This window comes from Candidatus Synechococcus calcipolaris G9 (assembly GCF_029582805.1).
GTDB classification, from domain to species: Bacteria; Cyanobacteriota; Cyanobacteriia; order Thermosynechococcales; family Thermosynechococcaceae; genus Synechococcus_F; species Synechococcus_F calcipolaris.
Genome location: NZ_JAKKUT010000002.1, coordinates 1,312,046 through 1,332,975, shown reverse-complemented (window position 1 = coordinate 1,332,975; position 20,930 = coordinate 1,312,046). Strand labels below are relative to the sequence as shown.

The window sequence follows — 20,930 nt, the reverse complement described above, 5'->3', positions numbered from 1 at the left end:
GTCCATGGCCATCTCCCCCAACCAATACGAAGAGGTTCTGAGTCGTTACAGTGACTCGGCCCAAGCCACCCATCTGTTGCGTCAGTATCGACCGTACTTGGAAATGATGCCGAGTATGCGTCGTCCCCAGGAAAGTTTAATCAGTATTCCCCTGCCCATTGCCGAAATTCAAATACCGGCAACGGCTCCTAACCAGCGATCGCAGGTTAAATCTCTCCTCCTGCCCTGTGATCTGGTTTTCCTGATGTGCGATCCAGAGTGGAAGGTGAAAACTGACGTGGAAATTCTAATCCTGATCCATCGTCCTGGGGAAACGTTTTCCGCATTATTGAGCCGCTGGCGGCAAATCCAAATTATTTTAAGTCGTGCCTATAGCTGGGATATGCCCCTCCAACATCGGGATGTCTTTAATGAGGGAGCAAGTCGGCAACTCCCTCTCTTTGTGTTATTTAAGGAAACCAGTCGGGTGATTAAGCGGGGAATGAAAGCTGCCCGATTACCCCATGTGATTCAACCCTCTCCGCCGGAGCCGCAAACGGTAACGACTGAAACGTTAGTCCCTGATAAATAAAAATTTAGACTGGGGTTGCTCACCTGTGATTTGATATAGGCATTGATACTTGGAAACCTAAATTGATGCATGGGCGACGGCGACAGCTATGGCATGATCCCCACTTTCAAATTCCCCTGATTCTATTGGTGGGCTGCCTGATTTTGGCACTGCTATTTAGTGTGGTTGGCCTGGGCCGTCCCAATGTTGCCGTTGTCCTATCCCTTGATCTCAGTGGTAGCACGTTTAACAATAATATCAATACCTTTAATCAGCCGGGGACGATTGTCGCCCAAGAGGTTACCGCCGCCAAGGACTATATTCTCAAAAATAATGAGGTACTACGCCAGCCCAATTACATCATGATTCATGGGTTTGGTCGTAATGTGGTTTACCTAACGCCCCAATTTCATACGAATCCCGATGTATTGATATCCCAGCTTGATCAAGCCCTCAGCCGTGCAGATCTTCTGCCCCAAGTAGACCCCGATGGCACTAATCTCACCGGGGCGATCGCGGCGGCAACGGATCAACTGCGCCAAGTCCCCAATCGCTGCCGAGAATTACTTTTAGTCACGGACGGAGAAGCTGCCATTGATCCTGCGGTTATCACGGAAGCCAAAGAGCATCGCGTTAAGATTAATGCCATTGTCATTGGTTCAAGGGCCCCAGAATTAGAATCAGCCGTACTCCAAACCGGCGGGCATTATCAGGGGGGAGAGGTAAATCGCCTGAATGAGTTTGTGGTGACTGACTTTTTTGAACGCTTTAATACAAACTATCGCTGGCTGATTTTTTGGTTAGGCCTGGCCTGGATTTGCTTGATGTGGGTATGGGTCATGCCCCTAGATCGGTGGCTTCTACAAGGACTCTTTCAGTTGCCCATGAACTTATCTGGGAAGATTGCAGTTTTTCATGCTGTGACCTGGACGGTGATCACACCGCTGATTCTGTGGCGATTTCCAGGTTGGCCCTTTCTTGGATACTGTTGATCAATTGCAGGAATAACTCGTCCCAGGCCAAAGCTCATTAATTTCCTGAGCTTGATGGTCTGCATTGAACCGTTCCCAAACAATACCATTGACATCAGTCTCCTGGGTGAACTCAGTTGCTGCCGGATCTTCCCACCCCAGATGTCTAAGGGTTCCGGGACTGGATGAAGCGTTTTGGCGGATAGAAAGGTTTAGGCTCTCCGTTCTCCATAGGGCATATTGGCCTGGAATCAGCAAACATGGCTCTTCCCCCAAGCGATTGCTATAGTCAGCAACGGTTGCTTCGATATTATTGGTGGAAATGGCGATATGAAGTTTCTTCACGGTTGCATCGCAGCTAAGGCAGGACGTAATTGACCCTGGTGTTCCGCCAAGAGACGATCGCCCCCTGCGGCATCAACACCGGCCCAGTGCATTAAAAGAGCTAACTTGACTCGCTGACCACTGGCATTGAGCAACTCGGCGGCCTGGGGCCGGGATAGATCGGTCAAATCCATAATCATGCGTAGGGCCCGGTCAAGCAGTTTACTATTGGTCACGGCCACGTCAATCATCCGGTTGCCATAGACCTTTCCCAACTTGACCATTACGCCCGTCGAAAGAATATTCAGGGCAATTTTTGTGACCGTACCTGCCTTTAATCGGGTTGAACCCGTCAAGAGTTCTGGGCCCACCAGCAGGCGAATATCAATATCGACGGTGGTTAAACTCACCTGTTCTAGCGGTACACAGGCCATAAAAATCGTCAGAGCTTGAACCTGTTTGGCTGTCTCCAACGCTCCTTGGACGTAGGGTGTTGTGCCTCCGGCGGTAATGCCAACCACCACATCCTGGGATGTTACCCCATACTCGGCGATCGCCTGGGAACCATCTCCGCGCAGATCTTCCAGCCCCTCCGAACTTTTCACTAGGGCTGCCGCACCGCCGGCTAAAATTCCCTGCACCATTTCTGGAGAAGAGCAGAACGTGGGTGGACATTCGGCGGCATCGAGTACCCCCAAGCGGCCGCTGGTGCCGGCTCCAATGTAGAATAACCGCCCGCCTTGGCGCAGTCTCTTAGCCGTTCCATCAATGGCGAGGGCCAACGATTCCCTGGCCTGGGCGATCGCCGCGAGGACTTTTTCATCTTCCCGGTTGAAGAGATCCACCAATTCCAGGGATGACAGTTGATCTAAGTTAACACTGGCGGGATTAATTTGTTCCGTCAGCAGATGGCCGCGGGATTGGATTGTATCCGGATCAAACATGATCAATTTACTTAAATTTCCTGGAAAAAGAGAGAGGCAATATAGAATATGGTATTAATAATCGAATTTTATACCCTGAGTTAAAATCTGTCTATATTTTCAGATTCTTCAATCAGCCGTCCCTTGTAGAATCAGCTTGTGGAATCATTATGTATCGCCCCACCCTAGATCAGATCACCAATCTATTTCCTGTTTGGGTTCTCTTGGCGGGTATTTGGGGATGGCAGCCGGCATTAAAAACAAAACCCGTGGAAGTCAACCCTAGACTGAGGTAGCCTTGCCATGGCTCACGGTCATCAACCACCGGAAACAGATAACCATCGGGAGATTGAAAGGTTATACCAGTGCTTAGGAAACCGGGCCGACTGGTTACTCGTTTTAGACGACCGGGGCAAGTTGATGAATCAAACGCCATGGTTGCAGGCTCTGATCCAGGAAAAATTAGCTGCTTTGAACCATGATTTGAACCCTGAAAGCGATCTAGTATCTCGACAATCCTTGGCGATCGCACCCCCTGACCCGATCTCCCTTCTGGCCCAATTCTTAGCGGCAGCCCTAGGAAATCGACCCATATTTTTAGGAAACCCCCACTGGCAATACCAAGAATGGCAACAGGTGAATATCCTTCTGGGAGATCGCCCCCCCTCAATGCCAGGGATCCACATCCCCACCGGCGGCAGTAGTGGTCAAATTCGCTTTGCAATGCACCAATGGTCAACCCTAGGGGCAGCGATCGCGGGTATGCAAGCCCACTTTTTTCCAGGGAATCAACCTCTTAACGCGATCTGTGTCTTGCCTCTATACCATGTGAGTGGCTTAATGCAGATATTGCGGGCCCTCTGGACGGGCGGCCAGGTCATTTTAGTGCCAGGGGGAATTGCCCAGCTAGATCATCTCACTCCGTTGGATGGTTCTGCGTTTTTCCTATCCCTAGTGCCCACCCAACTTCACCAGTTATTACAAAAGCCACCGCTATGGCCATGGCTGCAACATTGTTACAGCATTATTATTGGTGGCGCACCCCCTTGGCCGCGATTATTAGAGGCAGCATTCACGGCCCACTTCCCCCTCTGCCTCAGTTATGGCATGACGGAAACTGCGGCATTGATCGCCTGCCAAGGAAGGGGAGATTTTCTCCGGGGCGATCGCAGTTGTGGCCGGGTCTTACCCCATGGCCAAATCTATGTGTTGGATGGTGACCCAGAGACGGGCATTGGAACCCTTGCCATTGCCTCAACCTCCCTGACGAGGGGTTATTATCCCTACCCCTTTTCTGAACCTATGTTTGTCACCGACGATCTCGGCTATTTTGACCTCCAGGGACAATTACATCTGGTGGGCCGCCAAAGTCGCAAAATCATTAGTGGCGGGGAAAATATTTATCCAGAGGCGATCGAAGCGGCCCTCTATGACACGGGCCTGGTTCAAGATGTCTATGTGTGCGGTCAGGCCCATCCCCATTGGGGAGAACAGGTCACGGCCTATTATGTACCGGTTCAAGATTCTGGAATGGTTACGGGCGATCTCCTTGCCCAGGAACTCAAACAACGCCTCGCGCCCCATAACTGCCCCAAGGAATGGATTCCCCTCCCGAAATTGCCCCGAAATGCTCAAGGGAAAGTTTTAAGGCATCAGTTACGCAACAATACGCATTGACCAGACTTTTTTAGAAATACTTTGAGAAAATATAATAAAAACCATCACGAATGATGACAAACCTGATCAATTCTGCTATGGTTCTTAATGTGTGAGGAGCGAACCAGTTAAGAGCACCGAGACGAAACACGGCCAGTCGTCGGTGCTCTTTCTGATCTAAATATTATTCGTACACGCAAAATCATCGCTGCTGATTATCCTATCTATTTTAATCAGGGGCCACGCATCTAAATTTTAGCCATCATTCTAGTGACCTCCTGCGTCCTCCCCAACAAGACTCGCGGGAAATTCGCGATCGCATCTGTGAAGATCGTACACCTTAGCCCCAACATGGACTACGATCTTGACGACATCTGTCTAAGATGACAAATAGCAAATCACCTGACGGGTGTACTATACATTTCCGCAGAAGAATGAATTTATGAGTCCCAAGAATCTCGACAGCATTGACCTGGCAACCTATATTGAACATACCCTGCTAGATCCCCTAGCCACGGAAGCGGCGATCGCCCAGTGCTGTGCCGAAGCTGATCAGTGGAAATTTCCCTTGGTTTGCATTGCCCCCATCTGGGTCAAGTTTGCTGCTGAGACTCTCCACCACAAAGCCACCAAGGTCTGTACGGTCATTGGCTTTCCCACAGGGGCCCATAGTTCTGCCACGAAACTCTACGAAGCCCAGGAAGCCGTCGATCATGGTGCGGCGGAAATTGATGTGGTGATTAATCTGGGTTGGCTCAAAGCTGAGAATAGCGAAGCAGTGTATCAAGATATTGCCGCCATTTGTGATGGAACGGGCATTCCTGTCAAGGCCATTTTAGAAACATCGGTCTTAAGTACGGCAGAAAAGAAACTGGCCGCAGAAATTTGCTTAGATGCCGGGGTTGCTTTTCTCAAAACCAGTACGGGTTGGCGGGGCGGCGCAACGGTAGAAGATGTCCAGTTACTTCGCTCGGTGGCGGGCGATCGCATTGGTGTTAAAGCATCGGGGGGCATTCGCAGCCCACAACAGGCCCTAGAATTAATTGCAGCCGGGGCAACTCGCCTAGGTACCTCCCGAGGCATTGATCTCATCCAAAACCGCGATAGTCTGAAAAGAGAGGAAACGGACTACTAACTCCCCGTTTAACTATGTTGCATCACCATGGGCCGCACCTACACAACCACGGGCATTAACCTAAAATCTATGCCCCTAGGGGAAGCAGACCGCTTATTGACCATTCTCACCCCGGAAGCGGGCCTGATCCGTTTAGTGGCCCCCGGCTGTCGGAAACCCCGATCCAAATTGGGGGGACGTACCGCCTTACTTGTTGTTAACCAGTTATTCGTCATTGAAGGCCGCAGTTTAGATAAAATTTCCCAAGCGGAAACCCTCGCTTCCTATCCAGGACTGATGCGGCAACTCCCGAATCTAACGGCGGGCCAATACCTAGGGGAACTGATCCTCTATCAAGCCCTCAGTGACCATCCCCAAGGGGAATTATTTACCCTGATTTGCCAAACCCTAGCCCATTTAGAGCAGGTTTTTCCTGAAGATGCCCTAGCGATACTGTTGCGGGCAATCTTTTCGATCCTTGAGCTAACGGGCATTGCCCCACGATGGGATATTTGCCTGCAAACGGGTCGTCCCCTAGAAACAGAAACAGCGGATATTGATTGGCGTGTGGGCTTTAGTTTTGCGGCGGGTGGCCCCCTGGGATTGCTGGATGGCCCAGATCAGCGCGGGGGGGGGACGGCCTATCAGTCCATGGATATTCAACTCACAGTGGCGGAAGTGTGCCTAGGACAGTGGTTAGCTCAGAGAACCATCCAGAACCTAGAAATAAAGGATTTTCTGGATCAGCGCCCCCCCTACTCCTTGGCAGTATGGTTAGCCCTGGAGAAGGTTTTGCGCCACTATATTCAATTTCACCTGGAAAAACCGCTGCGGGTCGCTCCCCTATTCGATGTCTGTTTTTCACCCATATCCCAGATTTCCGTTGGTTTGCCCCATGACCGTTGAGCCAGAACTGCGTCCCAGTGAGATTGCATCCTTGCCCGATCTGGAGGATCCCCCCCTCTGGCAAAATCGCAATTTTATTATTTTGTGGCTGGGCCAGGTTCTCTCCCAACTGGCGGATAAAATTTATCTGGTTCTCGTCATTGCCCTGACCACGGAGTTTTTTCAGCCTCCCCATCAAAGTATTAGCCCTTGGGTCTCTGCGATCATGGTGGTTTTTACGATTCCAGCAGTGCTGTTTGGTTCCTTGGCCGGGGTATTCGTCGATCGCTGGCCCAAAAAACGTACCTTGGTGTGGACGAATTTAGGTCGGGCGGTTTTTGTCACCCTTTTACCCTTGAGTATTTGGCTCTGGCCCGGGCAGATGGTTGGCTTTGTCTTGCTTTTGGCCCTCACCTTCGGGATTTCCACCCTCACCCAGTTTTTCTCCCCCGCGGAGCAGTCAGCCATACCGTTATTAGTGGCCAAGGGACAGTTGCTCAGTGCCAATTCCCTCTATACCTTAACGATGATGGCAGCCGTTATTGTCGGCTTTGCGGCCGGAGAACCCCTCCTCTCCCTGGCCAGTCGTCTGGGGGATGGGGGGGGAGCCATGTTAGTGGCCGCTAGTTATGGTGGAGCCGCCCTAGGATTGCAATTTCTCTCGGCATCAGAACAATGTCCCCTTCCCTCCCTCACCTATGGTCAGGTTTGGAAAGACCTACGGCTTGGCTTTCGTCTCCTCAAGAAGCAACCCCTTCTCAGTAATGCCTTAATCCAGTTAGTGGTTCTCTTTTCGGTGTTGGCGGCCCTGTCGGTTTTACTGATTCGACTGGCAGAAATTATTCCCGCCCTAGATACGGATCAATTTGGCTTTTTGCTGGCGGCGGGGGCGGTGGGCATGGGGATGGGTATTGTCCTGCTTAATTTGCTGGGTCAACGGTTAGCCTATCGGTTCTGGAGCTTGGTGGGTTGTTTTGGCATGGCGATCATGCTGACAGCCCTGGGACTGTTCTACAGTTCTTTAGGGGCTAGTTTAGGCTTAATTGCCGGCCTCGGTTTCTTTGCCGCCCTAATTGCCATTCCCATGCAGACGACACTACAAACCTTAACTCCCGAAGATCAGCGGGGGACAATCTTTGGTTTGCAAAATAACCTTGTCAATATTGCCTTGACGGTTCCCTTAGCCTTAGCGGGTTTAGCGGAAACATGGGTGGGACTGCCCAAGGTTCTTTGGGGGTTAGCGATTATTATTGGTCTCGGAGGTGGTTTTACGGCCCTACGATCGCAACTGGATCGGGTCAATGTCAAATAATTAAATACTATGCCAATTCATTCATGGCGAACTTACATAAACTTAAAATGAACTTAAATCTTTGAAGGTGAGCAATTCTCGTTTTTTTGAAATTAATCATGATGGCATAGGCCAGCGGTTGGATCGCTTTCTGGCGGCTGAGTGTCCAGATTTGTCGCGATCGCGGCTTCAGCAACTCATTGGTGAGGGGCAGGTGCAGATTAATGACCAAGTTTGCCAAACGAAAAAGCACATTCTCCAACGGGGCGATCGCCTAGCGTTAATAGTACCAGCGGCCGTCCCCCTGGATATTGCACCCGAAACCATGGAACTGGATATCTTATTTGAAGATGAACAGCTATTAGTCTTGAATAAACCCGCCGGTTTAGTAGTTCATCCTGCCCCAGGTCATTATCAAGGGACTTTAGTTCACGGCTTATTGGCCCATTGTCCTAATCTAGGGGGGATTGGCGGGGTGCAGCGGCCAGGGATTGTCCATCGCCTGGATAAAGATACAACGGGCGTTATGGTCGTCGCTAAAACAGATCGCGCCCTCGGCCATCTTCAGGGACAACTGAAAACCCGAACCATGCAGCGGCAGTACCTTGGTGTCGTCTATGGAACCCCTAAAACTCAGCAGGGCACAATTGATTTAGCCATTGGCCGTCATCCCGGCGATCGCAAGAAAATGGCAGTTGTTCCCCCAGAAAAGGGGCGATCGGCCGTGACTCACTGGCAGATTAAGGCCTCCTTTGCCCCCTACCACCTGATCCATTTTCGCCTAGAAACTGGACGGACCCACCAAATTCGCGTCCATGCAGCCCACATGGGGTGGCCCATCGTCGGCGATCCTCTCTACGGTCATAGTCCACGCCTACGGGTTAAAATACCCGGTCAAATACTCCATGCCCAAACCTTGACGCTCATCCATCCCATCAGCGAGGAGGAGCTAACATTTGAGGCCCCCTTACCCCAACATTTTTCTAAGGTATTAGCGTACCTAGGCTCAATCTAACTCGGAAAAGTGTTCCTAGATTTCAGGGCTATGAATGACCTAGAGCAGTGGTTTCAGAGAGTAAGTTAGTAAACCATCAATATTAACCAAAAGAAATGTAAAAAATCCTTGACAGCCAGGGATTTCATCGTTATGTTTGGGGGTATTCCCGTTCCTTTCCCTAAATAAATGCTCAAAACAATTCGTCGGTGGTTCCCTTCAGTTGCTATTCTGGGTTGCCTTCTTCCCTCCCCTGTTCTCGCCCAGATTACACCAGCGGTTGGGGGTACAGGTACAACCGTTACCGTAAATGGTCAGCAGTTTGACATTGGCGGTGGTGCATTTTCCAGGGATGGCAAAAATTTATTTCATCTCTTTAAGCAATTTGGTCTAAGTGATGGTCAGATTGCTAATTTTTTATCCAATTCCAAGGTTCAAAATATCCTGGCGGGCGTGAATGGTGGCGATGTCAGCTATATCAATGGTCTGATTCAGGTGATGGGAGGTAACAGCAATCTCTATCTCCTTAATCCGGCAGGAATTGTCTTTGGCCCCAACGCCCAGTTAAACGTACCAGCGGCATTCCATGCCTCAACGGCTCAGCAAGTACATTTTGACGGCGGCGTTTTTGATATTAATGGGTTTAATGACTACGCCAACCTCGTCGGGAACCCCACCAGGTTTGAGTTTTTAAGCACGGGAATTATCGTCAATGAAGGGAATTTAGCCGTTGGCCCAGGGCAAAATTTAACATTGATGGGTCATCAGGTGTTCAATACAGGAACCCTATCGGCTCCGGGGGGACGGATCACAATTCAGGCGGTTCCAGAAACGGGCATGGTACGGATTTCCCAGGAGGGAATGATCCTTAGTTTAGAGATTCCGGCGGATCGGATACCGGAAGATGGGGTGATTGAAGCGGTGGATTTACCGCGATTGATCACTGGAGGAGAAGATCGTCCACGGGTCAATAGTGTAGTACACAATGCCGATGGTTCGATTAGTTTGGTTCATGACCCCAGTAAGGTGAATGTGCCAGTGGACGGAGCAACGACCGTTGCCAGTGGCACAATGGATGTCTCGAATCCTGAGGGGATGGGCGGACAGATCAATGTCCTCGGTCAAAATGTAGCAATGATTAATGCCCAGTTGAGAGCCGATGGTGAAACGGGTGGTGGCACGATCCTGGGAGGTGGGGATTACCTAGGGGGTAGTGCAGGTACAGGTCGCCTAGATAGTAGTTTGAATGCCCAACACCTGTATGTGGACAACAACACCGTGATCACAGCGGATGCGCTGACCCAAGGGGATGGCGGCACAGTGATTAATTGGGCGGATAATAGCACGGTCTTTAATGGCACGATTATGGCCCGGGGTGGACAGTTGGGTGGGGATGGTGGTTTTGTTGAGACATCGGGTAAAAATGTGCTGCAAGTTGGGGAAACAGCTCGGGTAAATACATTAGCCCCCCAAGGAACAGTCGGGATGTGGTTACTTGATCCTGAGACAATTACAGTCCAAACCGGCGGATCAGATGGGATTCCGGCTAATCCAGGGGATCCGCCCCCGAATAGCTTTATTTCGCCTAATACTATTGTGACGGCATTAAATACGAGCGATGTAAATTTACAAGCGACTCAAAGCATTACCGTCAATAATGCAGTTGATGCTAGTGGTAATGCAAACTCTAACAATTTAATACTGAGTACGCCCCTAGTAAACCTAAATGCAATTATAAAGCTGACGACAGGAGCAACGTTATCTGAAACAGCGACGACTGTGAATGTAGGGAGTGGTGGCTGGGTTCAAAACGGAGTGGATGTGGTCACTGATGGAGGCACGGTTAATTTAGCTGCGGCTACGTTTGCAGACCCAGCAACTATCACTATTAATAAAAATTTGACACTCCAAGGGCAAGGGGCAGCAAATACCATTCTTAGTGGTCAAAATACTCGTCGGGTGGTCATTGTTACAGAGGGTACGGTTAATCTCAGTGATTTAACCATTACCGATGGCTTCGCTACTGGCAGCGGCGGTGGAGTTTTTGTTTTTCATACTGGCACACTCATCGTGACCAACAGCACAATCAGTAATAATACGGCTGGTACCGACGGCGGTGGGATTGGGAGCACTGGGACGCTCACGCTGACCAACAGCACGATCAGTGGCAATAAGGCTCGTCGAGGCGGCGGGATTTTTCAGAATAGACCTAGAAATATGCTCACCGTGACCAACAGCACAATCAGTAATAATACGGCTGGTCGAGGCGGCGGTGGGATTTATAATGAGCATGCAAGGATCAATGTGACCAACAGCACAATCAGTAATAATAAGTCTACTGATTATCGCGGCGGTGGGATTTATATTGAGGTTGCAAGGATCAATGTGACCAACAGCATTATTAGTGGTAACACTGCACGCTACGCCCCTGAAATTGATCACCTTGATGCCAATTTAAACTTTATCGGCAATAACCTTGTTGGGCAAAATAATACCTTAGGAATTATTGGTGCGATCTCCAGTGGGGCAGGCAACGTCATTACTCCTTCAGTTCCAACCAGTCAAATTATTGGCCCCTTGGCTGACAATGGCGGCCCGACTCAAACCCACATGCTCTTACCCAATAGCCCTGCCCTTAATGTCGGGGTCAATGCCGAAGTTCCCGGAGTAGTTACAACGGACCAACGGGGCGCCCCTCGTATTGTCGGCACGGTTGATCTGGGAGCCGTTGAGGTGCAAGGCTTTAGCCTCAATATTCTCCAAGGTAATAATCAACAAACCTTGGTCAATTCCCCGGTGTCTGAACCGATTGAAATTCAACTTTCGGAAACCTTTGTTAACACTGGGATGCCTGGACTCACCATTGAGTTCCAAGCCCCCAACACTGGCCCATCAGTCACCTTTACCCAGGGGAATACGGTTGTTACCAATGCCAATGGAATTGCAACCCTCTCTGGCTTAGTCACCAATGGCGAACCGGGGGTGATTACCCTTGAAGCACTGGTCAATGGCGTAACTCCAATTACTTTTACGTTGACCAATCAACTTGCGCCTGTTGTTACATCGCCTTTAATACCGCCCTCTCAACCTCAAGTCACGCCTCCGCCAACCCCTCAACCTCAAGTCACGCCTCCGCCAACCCCTCAACCTCAAGTCACGCCTCCGCCAACCCCTCAACCTATTGTTCTCACCCCTGCTGATTTACCCCTACCGGCCAACATCTTGACGATTTTGCTAGGTCAAGAACAACCCCAACTTCCCCTAGAGAAAAGCCTATGTGAATTAGTAGAGGGAGAAGCAGTCCTAGAGATTGATGGAGTACCCGTAGAATCTGCCCTAGCGGCGGAGTGCAGTTAGGTATCCTAGAAGATAGCCAAGCCATAAAAATCTAGGTTCAAAGCCATGGCAACCACTACCGATGATGTGTGGCGTTTACTGGGTGAACTCGCCGAAGCCCAAAAAGAAACCGAACGCCGATTTCAAGAAACAGAGCAAGTTCTCAAGGAGCAAGCTCGTAAGACAGATCGCCAGATCCAGCAAGTTAATCAACGTGAGTTCGGGATAAGAGAGGGGCAGAACAGATAGGCTGAAAGTGCTCAATTCTCATCCCTCTGCTTGCCCTATGCTTAGTCTAGAAGAGTTATTTTGCTACGTCGATGATTTCTGCCAACAGTTTGAACCGATGTGGCAGCAACAGTTGCTAGGCAATGGACTCGCTCATCGTAGTCGAAGGCGCAGTTTGTGTCTGAGCGAAATTATGACGATTCTCATCGGCTTCCACCAGTCTTCCTATCGCAATTTCAAAGCTTACTACACCGAGAAGGTACACGCTCACTGGTGCTCTGCCTTTCCAGGCTTGGTTAGCTACGGGCGTTTTGTTGAGTGGATACCCAGCACCCTGCTGCCCTTGTGTGCCTATCTCCGTTCTTGCTTCGGCCACTGTACAGGCATCAGTTTTCTTGATGCCACCAGTCTCAAAGTTTGTCACAACCGTCGCATCCCTCAGCACAAAGTGTTTAAAAACTTGGCGGCATGCGGTAAAACTTCTGTGGATTGGTTCTTTGGCTTCAAGCTGCATCTGGTGATCAACGACAAAGGAGAGTTGCTCAACTTCACCTTCACACCAGGTAACACAGATGACCGTACACCTGTCCCTCAACTGCTGAAACACCTCTTTGGCAAGGTGTTTGCAGACAAGGGCTATGTCTCCCAGAAATTGGCAAAACAGTTGATGGAGGCAACGGGGATACAACTGATCACGAAGCTACGACGCAACATGAAGAATCGTTTGTTGGGATTGAGAGATCGCTTGATGCTGAGAAAACGGGCCATTATCGAGACAGTAATTGATCAGTTGAAGAACATTTCTCAAATTGAACACTCTCGTCACCGTTCCCCGATCAATTGCTTAGTGAACATCGTCTGTGGGCTAATTGCCTATACTCACCAACCGAAGAAGCCCTCCATTGCCATTGATCACCATTTGCTCACAGTTGCTTAAACCGAACTCACGTTATCGTTAAGGCCCATCATCATTAGGATTACTAGGATTCCCCATGGAATCTATCTCAAGAGGCGGCCAGCATAAAATTCCCATGAAAAAAATCACGCACGGCGGTGGCGATCGCCCGATTTCCATCCTGTTTTAGAGGGGTTTGTTGTCGAGGAGCCTGGGGTTCCCCATGTAAAAAGTCCCAAGAGGTATCAAAGAATTCGTCAGGGGATAAAACTTGGTGGTAGGCATAATCCTGAATGCCTTGGATCAGGAGCTTCCCTTCGGCAAAATCATCGCGGGTAATGGTTGTAATCGGAAGACCAACCCGACAGGCTTCGGAAAAGGTGCCGTAACCTGGTTTGCATAGTACCCGACCACAGATTCCCATCAAGTCCACGGGGCGATAGTCCTGGCCACAAAGTTTCCGTAAATTGGCCAATCCCTCCGGTGCCCCAGGATCACAGGTAATAAATTGCCAGTCGGGAAACTGATCTAGGTTTTGGTAGGGGACGTGCTGTAAGCTCAAACCGCCGAAGGTGAGCAAAATGGTTTTCTCGGGATCTGTTGTGATCTGAAGTTCTTCCCGTAGCTCCGCTGGTTCAAAGCGGGGATTCGTACCTGTTAAACCAATATCTTCAATGACCGGAAATTCCTCCATGGGTTCCGCAAAGGGTAGGCGAAACAGGCGATCGCAGCGACGGTAGAGATCCTCAATCCAGGCCACCCGCTCCCGAAAATCATTTCCCCAGGGGGCATAGATGAAGTCCCAGCCAAAGTTACTGGCCATCCAGCAGGGAATGGCTGCTTGTTCGGCAATGGCAGTGGCCAAGGGGGGAATATCCGCCAAGACCAGGGACGCTTTATTTTGAGTAATAAAATCTACTTCCGCCGCAATGATTTGGGGAGCTAGAGCTTCGATCTGGGCTAATTTCCCATGGGTGGCGGCTATATCCATCTGTAGACTATCCCGTTGGACCACGCCAATATCCAAACTGCGGGGACGATGAATAAACTCACCCTGCAAATGGGAACGTAGTAGCCAGTGGGGGGCTGCGGTTACCACTAAGGGTAAAAGATCGGGGATTTGGCTTTGAATCGCATTAATCAGTGCCGCCGTGCGGGTCACATGGCCAAAACCATGATTGGTAATTGCAACATAGAGAACAGGACGGGCCACAGTATATACGCTACATACGCTCAATAATTCCGGTTTATAATAACATTTCTACGCTAAGCTAGGCAGCCACGACGATGGCTGGAGACAGTTCTTTTTGCCCATAGGCGATCGCCCTAGGGGGTAGACTAAATATTAAGCAATGGGAATAAATGGGAAACAGGCCATAAATAAAATAGGCCATAAATTAAGTCATGGGTGAATCAGCCACTACATCAGAACTCGGTCAAGTGTTGGATGCGATCGCCTCCATGCAGTCCGATATCAAGTCCTTGCAGGGTCATATCCAGGCCATGGACAAAAAGCTAGAGATTTACATTGCCACTACTGCGGAAAAGTTCAACACAATAGAGGCAAAAATTGATGCAGTAAGGGTGGAAGTGAAGACAACCAATGAACAAATTACGGATCTTTCCAAACGTCAGACATCTACCGATAACCGTCTGTGGGCATTCCTGGTGGCTCTGTTCTTCACAATGGCTGGGTTACTGGCCAAGGTGACTTTGTTTGACAAGGTGTAATCCGGTTCAACCCGACCTTTAATTCCCAGGGACATTTATTTAGGCGTATATTATTTGGGGGTATATATTATTAAAGGCTTTGTTTCCACCAAAGACATCGCCAAAAGAGAGAGTCCCTCGGAGGTTTAGATGGATGCACAACTTGCCCAACTGGTGGTGAACGGGGTGGCGGTGGGTAGTATTATTGCCCTTTCGGCCATTGGCCTAACCCTCACCTTTGGAATTCTGCGGCTCTCTAACTTTGCCCACGGCGATTTTATGGCCATTGGGGCCTATTTGACCCTTTTTACCAATGCCCTAGGGGTGAATATTTGGCTGGCCATGGTGGTGGGAGCAGTGGGCACGGCGGGGTTGATGTTAGTGGGGGAAAAACTGATCTGGTCGGTAATGCGCGATCGCCGAGCGAATTCCACCACGTTGATTATTATTTCCATTGGTCTTTCATTCATTTTACGAAATGGCATTATTCTGCTCTGGGGGAGTGAAAACCAAACCTATCGATTGCCAGTGATGCCCGCCATTACGTTTTTGGGACTGAGAATTGCCTACTCTAACTTAGTTGTGGTGATTCTCGCCTTCGTAGCCATGATTGCCATTCATTTAATTTTTCAGCGAACAAAAATTGGCAAGGCAATGCGAGCCGTGGCCGATGATCTTGATTTAGCCAGGGTTTCCGGCATTGATGTGGAGTGGGTTGTCCTCTGTACCTGGATTTTGGCAGGGGTGTTAACGGGAGTCAGTGGGGGACTCTATGGCCTGGTTACGGCGGTGCGGCCCACCATGGGCTGGTTTTTGATTTTGCCCCTTTTTGCCGCAATTATTTTGGGGGGCATTGGCAACCCCTACGGAGCGATAGCCGGAGCCATGGTGATTGGTATTACCCAGGAGGTGAGTACCCTGATTATTCCCAATGAATATAAATTAGCCGTTGCATTTATCGTCATGATGGTGGTGTTGCTCATTCGTCCCCAGGGGTTATTTCGGAGTACCCTGTCTTGAAGGAGAACACCTTGAAGGAAGAACATCAGGGATTTCGTTGGCAGGAGGGGAGATGGCTAATCCAGTTATTCCTGATTTCCCTAATTATGGCGATCGCCCTCAAAACCATTGCGCTGACCTATCCTTTGCCCAATACCGTGCCCGTAGTTTGGGCCTGCATCACTCTTCCCGCCTTACTCACGGGTATTTTTTTGATTTACAGTAGCAAAAGACACAATAACTAAGTTTAAGATTATGCTGTCTTAAGTGCTAGGAACTTAATTGTACTTGTATTGAACCAAATTCAGAATTCTATTCGAGAATAACTGGAATTAGCCGTTGCTCAATCTCCCAAAGGTAAGCTGTTAGCCCCGTATTTGTACCTCTTTGTTGTAGAAGCTCTAGGCTAGTTTCTTCCCAGCAACTCTGTTCTCGTAACTTGTTCCTTTTGGTAAGTTCTTCAAGTACTATTTTAGGATTTCTAATTCGTTCAGGTTCTTCCCAAGAATTAGAACGTAATCTGTGCGAATCCTCACAAGGATCAAAATTTAATTGGTTCTTAATATTCTCTAAAGCTCGCACTTCCTTTCGACTAGCTGGAGTAAATCCATTTAAGACCCAAGCTTCTCGCATTGGATCAGCCGCACCAATAATAATCTCTAATTTAGGTTGCTGCTCAATATGTTCTGCACGAGCTTGCTCAATACCTTCCCTTCGCTCAGGTTGATTATCTAAATCCCGAATCAAGAGAACTGCTCTAACTTTTCGGATGTTCTTAAGCTGAAGACATCTTATTAGATTCAAAATTTTCATTGTTGCTGCACCATCAGCTTTTAGTGCTCCGCTTCTGCCATGTCCCAAAAACTTTGGAATAGGTAAACCTGACTCTTTAGCACGCTGCATAATATTTCTAATATCCCTCCAGCATGAATACTCACTTCCTTCCTCTAATCCGCCCCATCGAAATAAACCTTGTAAATACTCAGGCTCTAACCAATCTACTCTTTCTACGAATACACGCTCAGCTAATTTCGTGGCAGTTTGTGCATCTGCACTGCTTTCAACAACTACAACAAAATCAAGCATTTATTTCTCCAGCAACCACCCAATCTTCTCCCTCCGCATCCCAAAATTCACCAGTGGTCAAAGTTTGTTTTGCCCATTCCACATCAGGATGTTCGTCTAATCGCTTAGAACGAGTAAACCCTGAGTTCGCATTACTCAATACATGAACTTGGGATGGAGTAAGATCGTCTACAATGTAAGGAGAGTGAGTAGAGAAGATAATTTGCAGATTTTTATTAGATTGAATGATTTCCTTAAAAACAGTCATTAATTCTCGTTGTGCTTTTGGATGAAGTCCTTGCTCTACATCATCTAACAATACTAAATTTGGTTGCTTAGGATTCATCAGCACAGTCAGCAGCCCCAGAGTTAACATTGTCCCTTCACTAATAGCATGAGCAGGAATACGCTCACCCGTATTCATATCTAACACAATCTCTTGTCCAGCAATTTCTTGGCTTTCTTCGTAGGAAATAGATTTCCCATCAACCTCAATTAAGCGCTGCCGATTGATCATAACTTTGGCACGTCTTACGCCTACTTTTTGAACCCCTGGAACAATTCGCTTCAGCATTTCCTGTAAGGATTGGAAATTATCTGGGGCTTCATCACGAAGATAATCTAATGTAGGTGCTAACCCTGAACCATCAAATTCAACTCGTGGAGTAATCGCCTCACTATAAGCAGCTTTTGCGAGATTAGCAGCATCTAACTTGAGGTGAACACAAAATCTCAATGCTTGAGGGATTGGTTCGGGTGCATCTTTTAACGAACTTTTCCAACCACCTGGAATATTTTTCTCTGGATCATCATAAATCTGCCATGACGCGATTGGAAACCAAGGTGGATTTACATTCTGTTTCCAACTGTAAGCAGCCTGCCAACGTTTTGGTCTTTTGTACCCCCAAAATCCGTTAACTTTAACAGACAAGTAATTTTCCCCGATTGTTGTTATAAATTCAGGCGCGCGTTCAAACTGAAAGATATGTGCAAATGATGAATTGTCATAGTTGGCAAGCCGACTAAGATAATGCAACGCTTGCAAAACAGATGTTTTTCCAGAACTATTTTGTCCTACCAGTGCATGTAGGCGGGAATCATCTAGGTTGAGTTCTGTGGATCTATGACTTTTAAAGTTATAAAGTTCGACCTTTTCAAGCATTTAATATTTGCTACCTTTTTAGAAGATTATTCTTGGATTTTACAGGTAGAATTTTTCCTAAGCTTTTACCATAAATACCTAAGTAGGTAGGCGCAATTACTTGTAAGAGAAGGGAATCGCAGTGTAGCTCCCATGCAGGGAGATTACCGCCTTTTTCCCTGCCAGCATGTTTAGGTTAATTGAACCCAGCCACTTATAAAAATTTAAGTATCTTTAATACTCTACCTTATGAAGACTGACAGGCAAGCTTCAGGTTATGCCCCACCGATGACTTGCGGTATAGCAACTAATTTAACTCTGGAAACACCTGTTTGACCGCCGGATGCATCAACCGCCCCCCCTGAACATTCAGCCCCCGTCCCAACCCTGGATCCCGATCAAAGGCTTGGATTCCTGAATTTGCTAAGCGGAGAATATAGGGCAATGTACTGTTCGTCAGGGCTTGGGTGGCCGTCCAGGGAACGGCTCCAGGCATATTTGGTACCCCATAGTGAATTACACCATACTCACAGTAGATGGGTTGGGAATGACTCGTAGGTCGCAGGGTTTCAATGCACCCCCCTTGATCCACGGCAACATCCACAATCACCGAGCCAGGGTGCATTTGTTTTACCAAGTCTGCCGGTACGAGACAGGGGGGGCGTTGCCCTGGTACTAAAACGGCTCCAATCACGAGATCAGCACCAGGGATAACCTGGGCAATTTGATGGGAGGTGCTGTAAAGATACTCGATTCGCGAACCAAAGAGGGTTTCTAGGTAGATTAATCGATCCACATTAATATCTAAAATTTTGACCTGGGCCCCCATACCCACGGCAATTCGGGCTGCTTCCGTACCCACAACCCCACCCCCTAAAATAACCACTTGGGCCGGTTTGACCCCCGGAATACCACTGAGTAAGACCCCCCGCCCCCCCTGGCTTCGCTCTAAAAAACGGGCCCCAAACTGAACCGCTAATCGTCCCGCAATCATACTCATGGGGGTTAAAAGGGGAAAGGAAACCTGTCCCTGGGACAATTGTTCAACAGTTTCGTAGGCGATCGCCGTCACACCAGATTCCATAAGGGCTTGGGTTAAATCTTGACTGGCCGCCAAATGGAGATAGGTAAATAAAAGCTGATCTTGTTTTAAGTACTCGTATTCAGAAGGTAGGGGCTCCTTTACTTTAATAATTAGTTCCTGCTGCCAGGCATCTTTTGCTGTGGGAACAAGGATTGCACCCGCCTGGCTATATTCATGATCTGGAAACCCTGACCCTACCCCCGCATCCGTTTCCACATAAACCCGATGGCCCTTCTCCGTTAGGGTCTGAACCACCCCAGGGGTTAAGCCAACGCGAAATTCTTGATCCTTAATTTCCTTAGGAAGACCAATATCCATGGAATGTCTCTGAGGGATGCCCTTGGATCCTAGCGGATTCAGCGATCGCTGTGGTTGCATGAACCCTGGGGGCGATCGGTATGTCTAGACAAGGGAAGTATTGCCCCTTACACTATCGAGCATACAGTCCTGGATTTTTACCCACTGATTAAATTTATTTGGAGATGAGGATATGCCCCAGTTTCGTCTAGCCCTCATGGCCAGCCCCACCCTTCTCGGATCATTGTTTGCCCTATTTCCCTTAGTGCAATCTGCCCGCGCCGAAGTCAATCTCCCTATTACTGGGCCTATAATGGAAGATCGGGCTTGTTTGCCTGATCCTCATAACAAATTTCGCCTGACCTGTACCCGCCTAGGCCAAGAAACGCCAAACCCTGAAATTACGGCAGTAGGGGATACCCCCAATATGCCACCGACCATGCTGGAATTTTCTGAAGAAGAAAGTAATATGGCTGTTGCCCTATTTGGTTGCGATTGCCCTTTATGCCTAAATGCCCTGCGGCAAATGCGAGGCTTACCTCCTCTGAATCAACTCAGCTAAGCAATATTCTCCGTAATTATTAAGGTACGATTTTGTTTGCCGCCTATCAAAATTTCATTGAGAATCATGGGGTAACATTATCGTCTCCTGCTTGGGATCGAGTAAAACAGAGTATTGATCACACCCACTGGGATGAACCTAGTACGCCCCTAGACCTGAATAACTGTGGGGTGTTGGCACTTATCGAAGCTGATGGGGCTGATAATGATCTCAATCGCGGAATGTATCTGGAGTTAGCGATTTCTGCCTTCATGGAAGATGCCAAACTGGATCATGCTTCCAGTATTCATTACAGAGACTTTGACTATGACACCTCAATTCAACCTCCATATCGGTGGGAAACAGGCCCATCCTGATTGGAAAATCCTAGATGTTTTAGAACGTCCTGAAGTGGATTATGTGGGAAATGCGGCGGATTTGTCCCAGTTTGCAGATAATAGCATTGATCGAATTTATTCTAGCCATGTTCTAGAACATTTTTTCTATGGACTCAATCAAGAATTAATTTTAGTGCTGAAGGAATGGTACCGAGTTCTAAAGCCAGGGGGAGAACTCATGATTAGCGTTCCTGATTTGAGGACGCTTTGCTGGCTATATGTGAATCCAAATATGCTTCCCCTAGAGCGACATCACTTGATGCGAATTATATTTGGCGGACAAACCAATGAGTATGATGTTCATAAAGTGGGTTTTGATTTTGAAACCCTAGGACTCTATATCCAGGAAACAGGTTTTTCCGATTATTGGGCTGTATCGGAGTTTGGCATTTTTAACGACTGTAGTAGTATGCGAATTTTGGATACATTAATTAGCTTGAATGTCATTGCTCAAAAGTAAGTTGTCTTGAGATAAAATATGGTGAACATTCGTTCTTTTACAGTTATATAGCCCAATGGCCCACTTGA

Annotated in this window: 23 protein-coding genes and 1 pseudogene; 17 read left to right on the top strand and 7 right to left on the bottom strand. The window is 48.4% G+C overall.

Annotation, left to right across the window (positions count from 1 at the left end; genetic code table 11):
• Window positions 1–4 precede the first annotated feature (4 nt).
• Window positions 5–571: a hypothetical protein gene (locus L3556_RS09345; RefSeq protein ID WP_277867007.1), complete on the top strand. Its 567-nt coding sequence runs from the start codon at window positions 5–7 to the stop codon at window positions 569–571.
• 62 nt (window positions 572–633) lie between these two features.
• Window positions 634–1,542 (top strand): vWA domain-containing protein, encoded by a 909-nt coding sequence (locus L3556_RS09340; RefSeq protein WP_277867006.1) that lies wholly within the window; start codon window positions 634–636, stop codon window positions 1,540–1,542.
• Here the strand turns inward: L3556_RS09340 and L3556_RS09335 are convergent, their stop codons facing one another.
• Window positions 1,543–1,866, bottom strand: coding sequence for a VOC family protein (locus L3556_RS09335; RefSeq protein ID WP_277867005.1), 324 nt, complete (start codon window positions 1,864–1,866; stop codon window positions 1,543–1,545).
• Window positions 1,863–2,789: an N-acetylmuramic acid 6-phosphate etherase gene (murQ, locus tag L3556_RS09330; protein WP_277867004.1), complete on the bottom strand. Its 927-nt coding sequence runs from the start codon at window positions 2,787–2,789 to the stop codon at window positions 1,863–1,865. Before murQ ends, L3556_RS09335 begins: the two co-directional genes overlap by 4 nt.
• Before the next feature lie 149 nt (window positions 2,790–2,938).
• On the opposite strand from murQ, the gene L3556_RS09325 reads away from it, so the two are divergent.
• From L3556_RS09325 to L3556_RS09285, 9 genes and pseudogenes are all read left to right on the top strand, one after another.
• Window positions 2,939–3,064: a hypothetical protein gene (locus L3556_RS09325; RefSeq protein ID WP_277867003.1), complete on the top strand. Its 126-nt coding sequence runs from the start codon at window positions 2,939–2,941 to the stop codon at window positions 3,062–3,064.
• 7 nt (window positions 3,065–3,071) lie between these two features.
• Window positions 3,072–4,445 (top strand): AMP-binding protein, encoded by a 1,374-nt coding sequence (locus L3556_RS09320; RefSeq protein WP_277867002.1) that lies wholly within the window; start codon window positions 3,072–3,074, stop codon window positions 4,443–4,445.
• A gap of 421 nt (window positions 4,446–4,866) precedes the next feature.
• Window positions 4,867–5,559: a deoxyribose-phosphate aldolase gene (gene deoC / locus L3556_RS09315; protein WP_277867001.1), complete on the top strand. Its 693-nt coding sequence runs from the start codon at window positions 4,867–4,869 to the stop codon at window positions 5,557–5,559.
• Window positions 5,560–5,586: 27 nt separating this feature from the next.
• Window positions 5,587–6,312 (top strand): annotated as a pseudogene (gene recO, locus L3556_RS09310) (DNA repair protein RecO); the annotation flags it as partial.
• Between the two features lie 121 nt (window positions 6,313–6,433).
• Entirely contained in the window at window positions 6,434–7,735 is a 1,302-nt protein-coding gene (locus tag L3556_RS09305) for an MFS transporter (RefSeq protein ID WP_277866999.1), read from the top strand.
• Window positions 7,736–7,802: 67 nt separating this feature from the next.
• A complete protein-coding gene (locus L3556_RS09300) occupies window positions 7,803–8,729 on the top strand; it encodes an RluA family pseudouridine synthase (RefSeq protein ID WP_277866998.1) in 927 nt (308 codons plus the stop codon).
• 168 nt (window positions 8,730–8,897) lie between these two features.
• The gene (locus tag L3556_RS09295) at window positions 8,898–12,065 is read left to right on the top strand and encodes a two-partner secretion domain-containing protein (protein ID WP_277866997.1); all 3,168 of its coding nucleotides are present in this window, start codon (window positions 8,898–8,900) and stop codon (window positions 12,063–12,065) included.
• A 45-nt stretch (window positions 12,066–12,110) separates the two neighbouring features.
• Entirely contained in the window at window positions 12,111–12,293 is a 183-nt protein-coding gene (locus L3556_RS09290) for a hypothetical protein (RefSeq protein WP_277866996.1), read from the top strand.
• Between the two features lie 37 nt (window positions 12,294–12,330).
• Complete coding sequence (locus tag L3556_RS09285) at window positions 12,331–13,209, top strand: IS982 family transposase (RefSeq protein ID WP_277866995.1); 879 nt, start codon at window positions 12,331–12,333, stop codon at window positions 13,207–13,209.
• 67 nt (window positions 13,210–13,276) lie between these two features.
• Here the strand turns inward: L3556_RS09285 and L3556_RS09280 are convergent, their stop codons facing one another.
• Both L3556_RS09280 and L3556_RS09275 read right to left on the bottom strand, forming a co-directional pair.
• Window positions 13,277–14,380, bottom strand: a complete 1,104-nt coding sequence (locus tag L3556_RS09280; RefSeq protein ID WP_277866994.1) for a glycosyl transferase — start codon at window positions 14,378–14,380, stop codon at window positions 13,277–13,279.
• A 58-nt stretch (window positions 14,381–14,438) separates the two neighbouring features.
• Window positions 14,439–14,561 carry a hypothetical protein gene (locus L3556_RS09275; protein ID WP_277866993.1) on the bottom strand — a complete coding sequence of 41 codons (123 nt, stop codon included), beginning with the start codon at window positions 14,559–14,561 and terminating at the stop codon, window positions 14,439–14,441.
• Window positions 14,562–14,571: 10 nt separating this feature from the next.
• Between L3556_RS09275 and L3556_RS09270 the strand changes: the two genes are divergently transcribed.
• The 3 genes from L3556_RS09270 (at window position 14,572) to L3556_RS09260 (ending at window position 16,121) form a co-directional block, all read left to right on the top strand.
• Window positions 14,572–14,898, top strand: coding sequence for a hypothetical protein (locus L3556_RS09270; protein ID WP_277866992.1), 327 nt, complete (start codon window positions 14,572–14,574; stop codon window positions 14,896–14,898).
• 129 nt (window positions 14,899–15,027) lie between these two features.
• A complete protein-coding gene (locus tag L3556_RS09265; RefSeq protein ID WP_277866991.1) occupies window positions 15,028–15,897 on the top strand; it encodes a branched-chain amino acid ABC transporter permease in 870 nt (289 codons plus the stop codon).
• Between the two features lie 11 nt (window positions 15,898–15,908).
• A complete protein-coding gene (locus L3556_RS09260) occupies window positions 15,909–16,121 on the top strand; it encodes a hypothetical protein (protein WP_277866990.1) in 213 nt (70 codons plus the stop codon).
• Between the two features lie 67 nt (window positions 16,122–16,188).
• Here L3556_RS09260 and L3556_RS09255 read toward each other — a convergent pair whose 3' ends face one another.
• The 3 genes from L3556_RS09255 to ald form a co-directional block, all read right to left on the bottom strand.
• Window positions 16,189–16,962: a hypothetical protein gene (locus L3556_RS09255; RefSeq protein WP_277866989.1), complete on the bottom strand. Its 774-nt coding sequence runs from the start codon at window positions 16,960–16,962 to the stop codon at window positions 16,189–16,191.
• The gene (locus L3556_RS09250) at window positions 16,955–18,103 is read right to left on the bottom strand and encodes an AAA family ATPase (RefSeq protein ID WP_277866988.1); all 1,149 of its coding nucleotides are present in this window, start codon (window positions 18,101–18,103) and stop codon (window positions 16,955–16,957) included. Before L3556_RS09250 ends, L3556_RS09255 begins: the two co-directional genes overlap by 8 nt.
• A 286-nt stretch (window positions 18,104–18,389) precedes the next feature.
• Window positions 18,390–19,484 carry an alanine dehydrogenase gene (gene ald, locus L3556_RS09245; protein WP_277866987.1) on the bottom strand — a complete coding sequence of 365 codons (1,095 nt, stop codon included), beginning with the start codon at window positions 19,482–19,484 and terminating at the stop codon, window positions 18,390–18,392.
• Between the two features lie 172 nt (window positions 19,485–19,656).
• On the opposite strand from ald, the gene L3556_RS09240 reads away from it, so the two are divergent.
• Genes L3556_RS09240 through L3556_RS09230 form a run of 3 tightly spaced genes read left to right on the top strand, consistent with a single transcriptional unit; the run spans window position 19,657 to window position 20,862 of the window.
• Window positions 19,657–20,025 carry a hypothetical protein gene (locus L3556_RS09240; protein WP_277866986.1) on the top strand — a complete coding sequence of 123 codons (369 nt, stop codon included), beginning with the start codon at window positions 19,657–19,659 and terminating at the stop codon, window positions 20,023–20,025.
• 32 nt (window positions 20,026–20,057) lie between these two features.
• Window positions 20,058–20,381, top strand: a complete 324-nt coding sequence (locus L3556_RS09235; protein ID WP_277866985.1) for a hypothetical protein — start codon at window positions 20,058–20,060, stop codon at window positions 20,379–20,381.
• Window positions 20,332–20,862: a class I SAM-dependent methyltransferase gene (locus L3556_RS09230; RefSeq protein WP_277866984.1), complete on the top strand. Its 531-nt coding sequence runs from the start codon at window positions 20,332–20,334 to the stop codon at window positions 20,860–20,862. The genes L3556_RS09235 and L3556_RS09230 overlap by 50 nt, the downstream gene beginning before the upstream one ends.
• Window positions 20,863–20,930 lie beyond the last annotated feature (68 nt).

Coding starts and splice junctions, on each gene's coding strand:
- L3556_RS09255 (WP_277866989.1), bottom strand. CDS start 16,962: ATGCTTGATTTTGTTGTAGTTGTTGAAAGCAGTGCAGATGCACAAACT.
- L3556_RS09325 (WP_277867003.1), top strand. CDS start 2,939: ATGTATCGCCCCACCCTAGATCAGATCACCAATCTATTTCCTGTTTGG.
- L3556_RS09345 (WP_277867007.1), top strand. CDS start 5: ATGGCCATCTCCCCCAACCAATACGAAGAGGTTCTGAGTCGTTACAGT.
- L3556_RS09285 (WP_277866995.1), top strand. CDS start 12,331: ATGCTTAGTCTAGAAGAGTTATTTTGCTACGTCGATGATTTCTGCCAA.
- L3556_RS09295 (WP_277866997.1), top strand. CDS start 8,898: ATGCTCAAAACAATTCGTCGGTGGTTCCCTTCAGTTGCTATTCTGGGT.
- ald (WP_277866987.1), bottom strand. CDS start 19,484: ATGGATATTGGTCTTCCTAAGGAAATTAAGGATCAAGAATTTCGCGTT.
- L3556_RS09275 (WP_277866993.1), bottom strand. CDS start 14,561: ATGGCCTATTTTATTTATGGCCTGTTTCCCATTTATTCCCATTGCTTA.
- L3556_RS09250 (WP_277866988.1), bottom strand. CDS start 18,103: ATGCTTGAAAAGGTCGAACTTTATAACTTTAAAAGTCATAGATCCACA.
- deoC (WP_277867001.1), top strand. CDS start 4,867: ATGAGTCCCAAGAATCTCGACAGCATTGACCTGGCAACCTATATTGAA.
- L3556_RS09305 (WP_277866999.1), top strand. CDS start 6,434: ATGACCGTTGAGCCAGAACTGCGTCCCAGTGAGATTGCATCCTTGCCC.
- murQ (WP_277867004.1), bottom strand. CDS start 2,789: ATGTTTGATCCGGATACAATCCAATCCCGCGGCCATCTGCTGACGGAA.
- L3556_RS09230 (WP_277866984.1), top strand. CDS start 20,332: ATGACACCTCAATTCAACCTCCATATCGGTGGGAAACAGGCCCATCCT.
- L3556_RS09290 (WP_277866996.1), top strand. CDS start 12,111: ATGGCAACCACTACCGATGATGTGTGGCGTTTACTGGGTGAACTCGCC.
- L3556_RS09240 (WP_277866986.1), top strand. CDS start 19,657: ATGCCCCAGTTTCGTCTAGCCCTCATGGCCAGCCCCACCCTTCTCGGA.
- L3556_RS09270 (WP_277866992.1), top strand. CDS start 14,572: ATGGGTGAATCAGCCACTACATCAGAACTCGGTCAAGTGTTGGATGCG.
- L3556_RS09320 (WP_277867002.1), top strand. CDS start 3,072: ATGGCTCACGGTCATCAACCACCGGAAACAGATAACCATCGGGAGATT.
- L3556_RS09265 (WP_277866991.1), top strand. CDS start 15,028: ATGGATGCACAACTTGCCCAACTGGTGGTGAACGGGGTGGCGGTGGGT.